The organism is Chromohalobacter sp. 296-RDG, from assembly GCF_029889885.1.
In the GTDB taxonomy this organism is placed as follows: domain Bacteria; phylum Pseudomonadota; class Gammaproteobacteria; order Pseudomonadales; family Halomonadaceae; genus Chromohalobacter.
Window position 1 is genome coordinate 132,668 of sequence record NZ_JARANY010000001.1, and the last position, 11,717, is coordinate 144,384.

Sequence of the window (11,717 nt, forward strand, 5' to 3'; positions counted from 1 at the left end):
AACGGATACGGAAGGGGAACACCGCAGAAGAAATGGAGGCTGGAGTCGGAATCGAACCGGCGTTGACGGAGTTGCAGTCCGCTGCATCACCACTCTGCCATCCAGCCTTGTTGCACTCGTTCAAGAACGGTCAACGCTTGAGTTTGGAGCGGGAAACGAGATTCGACCGGGCTGGCGTTCCAGCTTGCGACCCTCATTAGCCGTTCCAATACTTCTGAGTTCTGGAGCGGGAAACGAGATTTGACCGGGCTGGCGTTCCAGCTTGCGACCCTCATTAGCCGTTCCAATATTTCTGAGTTCTGGAGCGGGAAACGAGATTCGAACTCGCGACCCTCGCCTTGGCAAGGCGATGCTCTACCGCTGAGCTATTCCCGCCGAACTCGAGGACGTATTATAGAGATAAGTCTGTGAATGTCAAACGTTTATGTGCCTCTTCGAAGTAAGAATAATGCTCACATGGAGCGCGTCAATTCCGGCCATGCTGCGCGCAGGTACTGGAACATCGACCACAGCGTCAACGCGGCGGCGACATAAAGCAGAACGACGCCCAGGTCGGCGATCATCGAGCCAGGTGCGAAGCCGAGCAACAGCAACAGCGAAACCATCTGTAGGGTGGTTTTTAGTTTTCCTACCCACGAAACAGAGACGCTACCGCGCTTACCGAGCTCCGCCATCCATTCCCGTAACGCCGAGATGACGATCTCCCGACCGATGATGACCAGGCCCGGTAGTGTCAGCCACACGGCGTCGAAACGTTCGATCAGGAGCGCGAGGGCGACAGCAACCATGAGCTTGTCCGCTACTGGGTCGAGAAAGGCGCCGAAGGGAGTGCTCTGATTCCAGCGACGAGCCAGGTAACCGTCGAGCCAGTCGGTCACAGCAGCGAGCCCGAACAACCCCGCGCACAGGAGCATGCTCCAGGCATAAGGGAGGTAGAAGGCGATCACCAGCAAAGGAATGAACACGATTCGAGCAAGCGTCAATAAATTGGGGATGTTCATCGAGCGATGTAAGTCCTGACTGGTGAATGAGATCGTCGTGCTATTGTATCTTTCAGCTCATGGCTCATCCATGCAATGCCTGATGAATGGTCGTGGCCATTTGGGCGCTGACGCCGGGCACGCGTGCCAGTTCATCGCGGCTGGCCTGACGGACACCCTGAAGCCCGCCGAAGAAGCGTAACAACTCCCGGCGGCGTTTGGGGCCGACGCCGGGAATGTCTTGCAGAGTCGAGGTGCGACGCTGCTTGTCGCGCTGCTGGCGATGCCCGGTCACCGCAAAGCGGTGCGCCTCGTCGCGGATATGCTGGATCAGATGCAATCCGGGGGAGGCGCTGTCGAGCGATAAGGCATTGTCGACGGTTTCCAGGAACAACGTCTCGAGCCCAGGCTTACGTGTCGTCCCCTTGGCGACGCCGAGCAGATGCGTGTTCATGATGCCGACATCTTCGAGCACCTCGCGCGCCATGTTGAGCTGCCCCTTGCCACCATCGACGATAAGCACGTCGGGGAGCTTGCTTTCGTCCTGCATCAGGCGTTTGTAACGGCGTGTCAGCGCTTGGCGCATGGCCGCGTAATCGTCGCCCGCCGCTACGCCTTCAATATTGAAACGCCGATAATCGGACTTGACCGGCCCGTCCTGATCGAAAACTACACAGGAGGCAACCGTCGCTTCGCCGTGGCTATGGCTGATGTCGAAACACTCCAGGCGCGTCGGGGGCTCCTGCAGGTCGAGCGCCTCGCGCAAGGCGTCGAAGCGTTTGGCTAGCTGCGAGCGATTGGCCAACTGGCTGGTAAGGTGCTGTTCGGCGTTGGTGCCGGCCAGACGCAGCCATTGGGCGCGATGGCCGCGTACCTGATGTGCCACACGGATGCGTTTGCCGGCACGTTCGGACAGTGCGGCCTGGATGACATCGGCATCCACGAGCGGCAGGGCCGTGATGATCTCGCTGGGGATGTCGCGATCATGGCCCAGGTAATAATGGCTGATGAACGCGCCCAGGAGTTCTTCCGCCGTCAGGTCCAGACCATTTTGCGGCATATGGTGATGCGCCCCGAGCATGCGTCCGCCTCGTACGCTCAGCGTGCTGATGCATACGCCGCCCGGGCGTTCGGCGAGAGCAAAGATATCGGCATCGCCGTCGCCGGTATCGACGATCTGACGCTCCTGCAGGCGGCGCAGTTGCTGAATCTGATCGCGAAGACGTCCCGCTTCCTCGAAGTCCAGCGCCTGACTGGCCGCTTCCATGTCTTGGGTGAGTTGCGCGGTCACCTGTTCGCTGCGTCCGTCCAGGGCCATGATGGCGTGGTCGATGTCGCGCTGGTATTCCTCGCGGCCGATATAGTCGACACAGGGCGCGCTGCAGCGCTGTATTTGGTATTGAAGACAAGGCCGGGTGCGGTGGGCGAAAACGCTGTCCTCACAATTGCGGATGCGAAATATCTTCTGCACCAACGCTAGACTCTCGCGAACGGCGGTCGAACTGGGGAAGGGGCCCAGGTAGCGACCGTCGCCGCGTTTCCCGCGCGCGCGTTTGAGCTCGAGTGCAGGATAAGGATGGCGATCCGAGACGAAGATGAACGGGTAGGATTTATCGTCGCGCAAGAGGATATTGTACGGCGGTCGTTGCTCCTTGATGAGCGTCTGCTCGAGCAACAGCGCCTCGGTCTCGGTACGCGTGATGGTGACCTGAATATCCGCGATGCGGCCGACCAGGGCTTGTGTCTTGGTATTGAGCGCACCGCGAAAATAGCTGGCGAGACGTGCCTTGAGCCGCTTGGCCTTGCCTACATACAAGATCTCTCCGTCGGTATCCAGCATGCGGTACACGCCGGGTGACTCTGAAACCGTCTTGAGGAAATGCTTGGCGTCGAAGCTCATGGGCGCGGGACATTCGTGGAGTCGATCATGTCCGCTAGTATATCAAAGGGAAAGGGTCGCCGGAGACCCGCGTCGAGACACCGGCGACACCCGGCCTCAAGAAGCTTCGTAGCCGTCTATCAAGCCATAACGCAGTCCCAGGTGGGTGAGTTCGACATCGGATTGCACATTAAGCTTTTCGAAAATGCGGTAACGATACGTGTTGACGGTCTTGGGACTCAGGAAAAGTCGGTCGGAAATATCGCTGACCTTCTGGCAGTTGACGATCATCATCGCCACCTGCAGCTCGCGATGCGAAAGCTGGTCGAAGGGGTTGTCCTGCGAGCCGATCTTGGACAACACGACCTTCTGAGCAATATCCGGGCTGATGTAGCGCTGCCCCCCGAAGATAGCGCGGATCGCGCGAACCATTTCCTCGAGCTCCGTGCCTTTGCTGATGAATCCGGCGGCACCGGCGTCCATAAGGCGCTGGGCAAACGCTTCTTCGAGGAATGCTGTCACGACCACAACCTTGATGTCCGACATGCCACGCATGATCTTGCGCGTGGCTTCGAGCCCGCCGATACCGGGCATGCGTATATCCATCAATACGATGTCGGGGCGCATTTCACGTGCCATGTTGACGGCTTCTTCGCCATCGACGGCTTCGGCAATAACGTGCAAACCGTCTTCGGAATCCAGCATTCGGGCAATGCTGGTACGAACTAGATGGTGATCATCAGCGACAAGAACCTTGATCAAGGGAACTCCTGCAATCAATCGCCGGTTAACGAAATAGTGGCCATAGAGATCTTATGTTTCGGCCATTATGTAACGCTTCAACTCAGTGCGCTATGTGGTATTCTCAATCAACTTAACAGTAATGCTGACTTTATGCTGCCGTGGGTTTTGCACTTTCGCGCGCTGTGCGGCACCCGCGTTGAACGGCCCTGCGCCTGGTACGTACGCATTGACATGGGTTAATGGCAGTCGTAGTATATCAGAATTCCAAGGCCGCTATCGCGGAAACATCCCTTGGTAAATAAACGCATCGCCTAATGTGTTATCGATATGGGGCCTTAGCTCAGTTGGGAGAGCGCAACACTGGCAGTGTTGAGGTCAGCGGTTCGAACCCGCTAGGCTCCACCAGATTCGTTTGATATCAAGCCGCCGACGCATCGCGTCGGCGGCTTTTTTCGTATCTTGCGCAGCGTTGAACGATCACCGGCAATGTTTTCCCTCAGGGGCTGGCGGGGTGTCGGGTAAGATGGTGCCGTGGTAGTTAAGTTACAGGAAGGGCAGACCAGCGGGTGTGGTGTGCGAGACAAGTCGAGATGTCGCGGAAATCAAGGAGACGATGCCGTCCAGGCGGCATCGTTTCTTGCGATGGACGTGGCATCTCGAGATGTTATTCCTCGACCTTGCCGAGCAGGAGGAATTCGATCAAGGCCTTCTGCGCGTGCAAGCGATTGCCGGCTTCCTGCCATACTACGGCACGCGGGTCGTCGAGCAGGGTGGTGCTGATTTCTTCGCCGCGATGCGCGGGCAGGCAATGTAGAAACAGTGCACTATCGGCGGCGCGGTCGAGCAATGCCTCGGTGACCTGAAAACCGGTGAAATCTTGCTCACGGTTGGCCTGCTCCTCTTCCTGGCCCATCGAGGCCCAGACGTCCGTGGTGATCAGCTCCGCGCCTTGGACTGCCTGCTGAGGGTCATGCAATATCTCCACGCGATCACCAGCGGCCGTTACGAGATCGGCGTCCGGTTCGTAGCCTGGCGGGCAGCAGACGCGCAGTTGGAAATCGAACTGTCGTGCGGCATTGACCCAAGAATGACACATGTTGTTGCCGTCACCGATCCAGACCGCGGTCTTGCCTTTCACTGACCCGCGACATTCAGTCCAGGTCATGATGTCGGCCAGCAACTGGCAAGGATGATAGTCGTCGGTCAGCGCATTGATGACTGGCACCTGGCTGGCGGTGGCATATTCTTTGAGCCCGGCATGCGAGAAGGTGCGGATCATGGCGATGTCCACCATTTCGGCGATTACGCGGGCGGTATCGCCGATCGGCTCGCCGCGCCCAAGTTGCGTATCGCGCGGCGAGAGGAAGAGCGCATGACCGCCGAAATGCGCCATGGCGGTTTCGAAGGAAACCCTTGTACGCGTCGAAGACTTCTCGAAGAACATCGCCAGGGTGCGGTTGGTGAAGGGCGTATAGGTCGGTCCTTGCGCCTTGAGACGGTTCTTGATCGTGATCGCGCGCTGAATGAGATGGCTAAGTTCCGCGGGTGACAGGTCGAGCAAGGTCAAGAAGTGGCGTGTGGCCATGGCGACGCTCCTTTCATATGTGGTCCACTTTCATATGTGATCCACTTGCATATGTGATCCACGGCATATCGGGGTGACGACGCCCACTGACGAAAGCGCGTGAGCGTAACATCCAAGACGCGCCCCGAGGCCCGACTTTCTGCGACACTCGGCTTTACCAGGGCGACATGCGGGCCGTGCGGAAAGTCGACCATCCTAGCCAGGCTGTCGAGAAGGCGCAATTGTCGATATCAAAAGTGTCGGCGTTACGAGGGCTGTTTTCGGCGCTCGCCATCAGTAGAATGGACCTACATTCACCCGACGTATTGCGGCGGTGCCGGCTAATGGCAAGCCGCCCCGCGTGAGGAAACTGAGATGAGCACGACTCTCGAGAACATCCAGCAGCAAATCGGCGAAAACACGATTCTGCTCTACATGAAAGGCACGCCCCAGCTGCCGCAGTGCGGCTTCTCCGCCCAGGCGGTACAGGCGGTCATGGCATGCGGTGAGCGTTTCGCTTTCGTCAACATTCTCGACAATCCGGACATCCGTACCGAATTGCCCAAATACGCCAACTGGCCGACCTTCCCGCAGTTGTGGGTCAACGGCGAACTGGTCGGCGGCTGCGACATTATCGTGGAGATGCACGAAAGCGGTGAGTTGGAGAAGCTGATCAAGGAAGCGGCGGCCAACGCCGAAACTGAACAGGAGTGAGGCATTGAGCTGGGCGTCCTTCCAAGGGAAGGCGCCGGCGCATCGAAAAGCCCTGCCGATGAACATTGGCAGGGCTTTCGTATGGGTGATAAACGCGTAATGACGTGCCGCGTTAGTCCTCGTCCATGCTTTGTTCCTTCTGGGCCAACTCCCAGCCGCCGAGATCCTTGTAGCGGTTGACCATGGAACAGAACAGCTCTGCGGTACGTTCGGTGTCGTAACGGGCTGAGTGCGCCGAGTCGTTATCGAACTGGATGCCCGCCGCGCGGCAGGCGCGTGCCAGTACGGTCTGGCCGTATATCAAGCCGCCGAGCGTGGCGGTATCGAAACACGAGAATGGGTGGAAAGGGCTGCGCTTGATGCCGTTGCGCTCGATGGCGGCATTCAAGAAGCCCTGATCGAAAGCGGCATTATGGCCGACCAGAATGGCGCGAGTGCATTGATTGGCCTTGATCGCCTTGCGCACCGGCTTGAAGATTTCGCCCAGTGCGTCGTGCTCGTTCAATGCCACTTGCTGGCGCAGTGGGCTATCCAGGTCGATGCCGGTGAAGTCCAATGCGGCCTGCTCGATGTTGGCGCCGTCGAAGGGTTTGACGTGGAAGGCGTGCGTGTCATCAGGTATCAGGTTACCTTGCTCGTCCATGGTCAGGGTCACGGCGGCGATCTCGAGCAGGGCGTCACTCTGGGCATTGAAACCACCGGTTTCCAGATCGACGACGACAGGGAGAAAGCCTCGAAAACGTTGAGCCATCAAATCGCGTGCCTGGCCGTCGCTCATGCTTTTGCTCCCATCCCGATGCGGTCTCGATAGCGTCGCCACACCCGAGGCGGAGCGACAAAGTGGCAGCGAGTGTAGCATTTTCGCCCCTCGACGTCCCGCTACTCGGTGTTCGTCAGCTTCGCTCGGCGCTATAATCGGGTGACATTTTCTCGCTGTGTTCGCGCAGCCGAACCATTCGATCAATATTCATCTTTTCAGGAGTCCCGCATGTCCGATGTGAACAAGGTCGTCCTCGCCTATTCCGGCGGCCTGGATACGTCCGTCATCGTCAAGTGGTTGCAGGAAACCTACGATTGCGAGGTGGTGACTTTCACCGCCGACATCGGTCAGGGCGAAGAGGTCGAACCGGCGCGCGCCAAGGCACAGGCGCTGGGCGTCAAGGAAATCTACATCGAGGATTTGCGCGAAGAGTTCGTGCGCGACTATGTCTATCCGATGTTCCGTGCCAACACGATCTACGAAGGCGAATATCTGCTGGGGACCTCCATCGCACGGCCGTTGATCGCCAAGCGTTTGATCGAGATCGCCAACGAGACCGGCGCCGATGCCATTTCCCACGGCGCCACCGGCAAGGGCAACGATCAGGTACGCTTCGAACTCGGCGCCTACGCGTTGAAGCCCGGCGTCCAGGTGATTGCCCCGTGGCGTGAGTGGGACCTCAACTCCCGCGAAAAGTTGATGGATTATTGCGAGAAGCACGACATTCCGGTCGACTTCTCCCAGAGCAAGAAGAAATCGCCGTACTCCATGGACGCCAACCTGCTGCATATTTCCTATGAAGGCGGCATTCTCGAGGATCCTTGGGCGGAAGCCGAAGAGGATATGTGGCGCTGGAGCGTGTCGCCGGAGGCCGCGCCGGAGACGCCGACCTATATCGAGCTGACCTTCGAAAAAGGCGATATCGTCGCCATCGACGGCGAGCCCCTCAAGCCCCATGAAGTGCTTTCCAAGCTCAACCAGCTCGGCGGCGACAACGGCATCGGGCGTCTGGATATCGTCGAAAACCGTTATGTGGGCATGAAGTCGCGTGGCTGCTACGAAACCCCGGGTGGCAACATCATGCTGCGCGCCCATCGTGCTATCGAGTCACTGACGCTCGACCGCGAAGCCGCGCATCTGAAGGACGAGATGATGCCCAAGTACGCCGAGGTCATCTACAACGGCTACTGGTGGAGCCCGGAGCGCAAGATGCTGCAGGCGGCCATCGATGAGACGCAGGGCAACGTCAACGGCGTGGTACGCATGAAGCTTTACAAGGGCAGTGCCACCGTGGTCGGGCGCAAGTCTGAAGAGTCGCTGTTCGATGCGTCCATCGCGACCTTCGAGGACGATGCTGGCGCCTACGATCAAAAAGACGCCGAAGGCTTCATCAAGCTCAATGCCTTGCGTTTGCGCATCGCGGCAGCAAAAGGCCGCAATGCGAATTGATCCGCATTCATTCGCGTCGAACGTCTCCCGGGTGGTGGCGTTCAACGCATAGCACGCGCAGGAGGCTTTATGCTGAAACGACTCATCGAGGGCTTGTTTCGTAGCGGCGGTGTCAATGACGAGGAAATTCCCGCGACAGACTACGAAGGCTATCTGATCACGCCGGATCCGCAGGATGTCGGCGGTCAGTACCGAGTCAGCGGTTGGATTCGCAAGCCCGTCGAAGGAGGTGAGACGCGTGAGCACCGTTTCGAGCGTTCGGATATCGTCTCCAGCCGCGATGACTGTATCGAGTTGACGCTGCGCAAGGTACAGCGTTATATCGACGATGTCGGTGACGAGATGTTCGAGGATCGCTGAACGTCCCCAACTGGGCGCCCCCGGCTAGGCGCTCCCTTCCATCGCTATCGCGCATGCCAACGCCACTATCTTTGGAGCCATGGCCTCTGGAGTAGTGGCGTTTTTTTTATTGTCACGACGCCTCGCCTAGGGCAATGAGGAGCGGAACTCTCGCCGCTTAGAGCAGGCCCAACCTTTTATCATTCCGATGGAGCCGCGCATGATTACCGTGCATCACCTCGACAACTCCCGCTCGCTACGCATCGTCTGGCTGATTGAAGCTTTGCAGCAAGAGTATGAGCTCGTGACCCACCATCGCGATCCGCAGACATTGCTGGCGCCGGAGAGTCTCAAACGTCTCCATCCGCTCGGCAAGGCACCGCTGATCGTAGATGAGGGGCTAACCGTGGCCGAGTCCGGGGCGATCATCGATTACCTGATCGAACGTTACGACGAGGGCCGTCTGGCGCCGCCTGTAGGAACGCTTGAGCATCGCGACTACCGTTATTGGCTGCATTACGCCGAAGGTTCCGCGATGCCGCCGCTTGTGATGCATCTGGTCTTTTCGCGTTTGGGCAAGCCGCCGATGCCGGCGTTGATACGCCCGCTGTCGGGCAAGATAGGTCAAGGTGTGCAGGCCAAGTTCCTCGACCCCGAGATCGAGCGGCATCTGGCGTTCTGGGAGTCCACGCTCGCCGAGCATGCATGGTTCGCCGGTTCGGACTTCACGGCGGCAGATATTCAGATGAGTTTCCCCGTGTTGGCGGTCGAATCACGACGTGGCGTCAAGGATTTCCCCGCCATTGGCGACTGGTTGGCGCGGATGCGCGCGCGGCCGGACTACCAGCGTGCTGTGGCGCAGACCGGCGATTTGAATCTGAGTGCGACACGTTAGAGGAGCGGTCATGATAAGTCACAGGTGGATAAAAGGACTGGCGCTGGGAGTGATGGCGTTGCCGATCATCGCCAGCGCTCAGGAGGAACCGCGCGCTGGCGGAGGCGGTAATGACGCCGGCGTGATGGCCTGCGATGTCTTGCAGGATGAGATCGAAGCCAAGATTCGTGCCAATGGCGTCGAGGACTTCCAGCTCGATGTCGTCGCCAGCGAACGCGTTGGAGAAGACGGAGTCCGCGAGAACGATGCTCTCGCCGGGGGCGAAGTCGTGGGTAGTTGCGATGGCGGTACGCGCAAGGTGATCTACCGGCGTGGCGCCCAGGGAAGCGGGGCCATGTCGTCCTCGGATGCCTCGCTGTCATCGTCTAATGAGCGTGCTAAGCCAGGTAGCGACACGACCGATGAGGCGCTGGGCGAAGGCGCCGAAAACGAGGAGGGCGGTCACTAGGCATTGTCTGAAAACTGCCTGCGCTCGGCCATACTGCGTTAAAAATCAGCTCAAAATTCTCATTTACACCCCGTAGACTCCGCTTTTTCGCTGATTTTTGCCTTGTCTGACCTTCGCTCGTCGACTTTTTAGACAGTGCCTAGGCGGGACGCTACTTCCGCCTTTCGGTGGCCCGCTTCCGTCGACCTCAGAGCTTGGTTACCATGGCGCCCTTTTCTCAGGAGTCGTGCTTGAAGGCCTTATTGCTATCCGCCTACGCGGCCGTGAGTCATCGGCACTGGGCGGATGGGCTGCAGCAGCAGTTCCCCGAGATCGACTGGCGGCGGTTGGAACTGCCACCGCGGCATTTTCCCTGGCGTATTCGTGGCAATCCGCTGACCTGGATGGGACAAGAGAGTGACTGTCTCCATGAAGACTATGACCTGGTCGTCGCCACCTCGATGGTCGACCTGGCGACGTTGGTAGGTCTTTTCCCGTCGCTGGCGCGTGCACGCAAGGTCGTGTATTTCCATGAAAACCAGTTTGCCTATCCGCTTCCCAAGGGACAGCGCATCCGCGCCGAACCATTGATGGTCAATCTCTACACGGCCTTGGCAGCGGATGTCGTGGTCTTCAACAGTGCCTACAACCGCGACAGTCTATTGCGTGGAGCGCGCGACTTCCTCAAGCGCATGCCTGAGCGTCTGCCGCTCGACACTTTGCTGTCACGCGTAGCCGATAAGGCCGTGGTGCTCCCCGTACCCTTGCCCGAGGTGACGCCAAAGCCCGCGCGCTCGGGGCGGCGAATTCTGTGGAATCATCGTTGGGAATACGACAAGAATCCCGATGCGTTTTTCACGGCACTGGAAACGTTGACCACGCGTGGCATCGATTTCGAGGTGGCCGTGTTAGGCCAGCAGTTCCGCGATCAGCCACCGGTCTTCGAGGCATCGCGTGCGTGGTTGGGCGAACGTGTCGTGTGCTGGGGCGAGCAGCCCGGCGATGTCTATCGGGAGATGCTCGATACGGCGGATATCGTGGTGTCGACGACGCATCACGAGTTCCAGGGGTTGGCCGTCATGGAGGCGGTGATGCAGGGGTGTGTGCCACTGGTGCCGGATCGCCTGTGTTTTCCCGAGTATTACGCGCCAGCGTATCGCTACGCGGGCGATCAGGCGACGCTCGAGGCGACACTGGCACAATGGCTGACCGACCCAGCGTCGCGTCCGGCGCTACCTGACGCGCGTGCCTGGCAATGGCCGGCGTGGCGCGAGGCTTATCGCGAGGTACTCATGGGGGCGTGATGATGCACGTGTCACGCTGGGTTCATTCGATCTCGGTCTTTTCTTTGTACTCGCACAGGTCCTCGATCACGCAGCTTCCGCAGCGCGGCTTGCGGGCCAAGCAGGTGTAGCGTCCGTGTAGAATCAGCCAATGATGCGCGTCGTGCAGAAAGTCCTGGGGCACGTGGCGCATCAGTTTTTTTTCCACCTCCAGAACGTTCTTGCCCGGCGCGATTCGCGTGCGATTGGCGACGCGGAAGATATGCGTGTCCACTGCCATGGTCGGCTGGCCAAACGCGGTATTGAGGATCACGTTGGCGGTCTTGCGGCCGACGCCGGGCAGCGCTTCCAGCGCTTCTCGCGTATCCGGCACCTCGCCAGCGTGCCGTTCGAGCAGCAGGTGGCAGGTTTTCATCAGGTTGTCGGCCTTGCTGTTGTACAAGCCGATGGTCTTGATCTTGTCCTTGAGCCCGTCGATGCCCAGGCTAAGGATGCCCTGCGGGGTGTTGGCGACGGGAAACAGGCGCGCGGTGGCTTTGTTGACGCCGACATCCGTGGCTTGGGCCGAGAGCAGTACCGCCGTCAGCAGCTCGAAAGACGTCTGCCAGTGCAGCTCTGTTGTCGGCGTGGGATTGTTATCGCGCAGGCGCGAAAAAATCTCGTAGCGTTTTTGAGCGTTCATG

General features: G+C 59.1%; 12 protein-coding genes and 3 tRNA genes. 7 read left to right on the forward strand and 8 right to left on the reverse strand.

Features of this window, described 5'->3' with window-relative positions:
• Positions 1–33 precede the first annotated feature (33 nt).
• The 5 genes from OP495_RS00675 to uvrY all read right to left on the reverse strand — a co-directional run bounded on the left by OP495_RS00675 (position 34) and on the right by uvrY (position 3,621).
• A tRNA-Cys gene (locus OP495_RS00675) sits at positions 34–107 on the reverse strand.
• 193 nt (positions 108–300) lie between these two features.
• Positions 301–375: transfer RNA gene (locus tag OP495_RS00680), tRNA-Gly, on the reverse strand.
• Positions 376–452: 77 nt separating this feature from the next.
• On the reverse strand, positions 453–1,001 hold the full coding sequence (gene pgsA, locus OP495_RS00685; protein ID WP_280562247.1) for a CDP-diacylglycerol--glycerol-3-phosphate 3-phosphatidyltransferase: 549 nt from the start codon (positions 999–1,001) through the stop codon (positions 453–455).
• A 64-nt stretch (positions 1,002–1,065) separates the two neighbouring features.
• Positions 1,066–2,880, reverse strand: coding sequence for an excinuclease ABC subunit UvrC (gene uvrC / locus OP495_RS00690; protein WP_280562246.1), 1,815 nt, complete (start codon positions 2,878–2,880; stop codon positions 1,066–1,068).
• Positions 2,881–2,976: 96 nt separating this feature from the next.
• Entirely contained in the window at positions 2,977–3,621 is a 645-nt protein-coding gene (gene uvrY, locus OP495_RS00695) for a UvrY/SirA/GacA family response regulator transcription factor (RefSeq protein WP_280566527.1), read from the reverse strand.
• Positions 3,622–3,932: 311 nt separating this feature from the next.
• Here uvrY and OP495_RS00700 point away from each other — a divergent pair.
• Positions 3,933–4,008: transfer RNA gene (locus OP495_RS00700), tRNA-Ala, on the forward strand.
• A 259-nt stretch (positions 4,009–4,267) separates the two neighbouring features.
• On the opposite strand, the gene argF is transcribed toward OP495_RS00700, so the two are convergent.
• A complete protein-coding gene (gene argF / locus OP495_RS00705; RefSeq protein ID WP_280562244.1) occupies positions 4,268–5,188 on the reverse strand; it encodes an ornithine carbamoyltransferase in 921 nt (306 codons plus the stop codon).
• Positions 5,189–5,542: 354 nt separating this feature from the next.
• Between argF and grxD the strand changes: the two genes are divergently transcribed.
• Positions 5,543–5,881: a Grx4 family monothiol glutaredoxin gene (gene grxD, locus OP495_RS00710; RefSeq protein ID WP_280562242.1), complete on the forward strand. Its 339-nt coding sequence runs from the start codon at positions 5,543–5,545 to the stop codon at positions 5,879–5,881.
• A 112-nt stretch (positions 5,882–5,993) separates the two neighbouring features.
• On the opposite strand, the gene rnt is transcribed toward grxD, so the two are convergent.
• Positions 5,994–6,659: a ribonuclease T gene (gene rnt, locus OP495_RS00715; protein ID WP_280566530.1), complete on the reverse strand. Its 666-nt coding sequence runs from the start codon at positions 6,657–6,659 to the stop codon at positions 5,994–5,996.
• Between the two features lie 210 nt (positions 6,660–6,869).
• On the opposite strand from rnt, the gene OP495_RS00720 reads away from it, so the two are divergent.
• From OP495_RS00720 to OP495_RS00740, 5 genes are all read left to right on the forward strand, one after another.
• Positions 6,870–8,090 carry an argininosuccinate synthase gene (locus OP495_RS00720; RefSeq protein ID WP_280566533.1) on the forward strand — a complete coding sequence of 407 codons (1,221 nt, stop codon included), beginning with the start codon at positions 6,870–6,872 and terminating at the stop codon, positions 8,088–8,090.
• A gap of 69 nt (positions 8,091–8,159) precedes the next feature.
• Positions 8,160–8,450: an HlyU family transcriptional regulator gene (locus tag OP495_RS00725; protein WP_280562237.1), complete on the forward strand. Its 291-nt coding sequence runs from the start codon at positions 8,160–8,162 to the stop codon at positions 8,448–8,450.
• Positions 8,451–8,649: 199 nt separating this feature from the next.
• On the forward strand, positions 8,650–9,324 hold the full coding sequence (locus tag OP495_RS00730; RefSeq protein ID WP_280566535.1) for a glutathione S-transferase: 675 nt from the start codon (positions 8,650–8,652) through the stop codon (positions 9,322–9,324).
• Between the two features lie 10 nt (positions 9,325–9,334).
• Positions 9,335–9,772, forward strand: a complete 438-nt coding sequence (locus OP495_RS00735) for a DUF1161 domain-containing protein (protein WP_280566537.1) — start codon at positions 9,335–9,337, stop codon at positions 9,770–9,772.
• A gap of 230 nt (positions 9,773–10,002) precedes the next feature.
• Entirely contained in the window at positions 10,003–11,055 is a 1,053-nt protein-coding gene (locus tag OP495_RS00740) for a DUF3524 domain-containing protein (RefSeq protein WP_280562234.1), read from the forward strand.
• 22 nt (positions 11,056–11,077) lie between these two features.
• On the opposite strand, the gene nth is transcribed toward OP495_RS00740, so the two are convergent.
• Positions 11,078–11,716: an endonuclease III gene (nth, locus tag OP495_RS00745; RefSeq protein WP_280562233.1), complete on the reverse strand. Its 639-nt coding sequence runs from the start codon at positions 11,714–11,716 to the stop codon at positions 11,078–11,080.
• Between the last annotated feature and the right edge of the window lies 1 nt (position 11,717).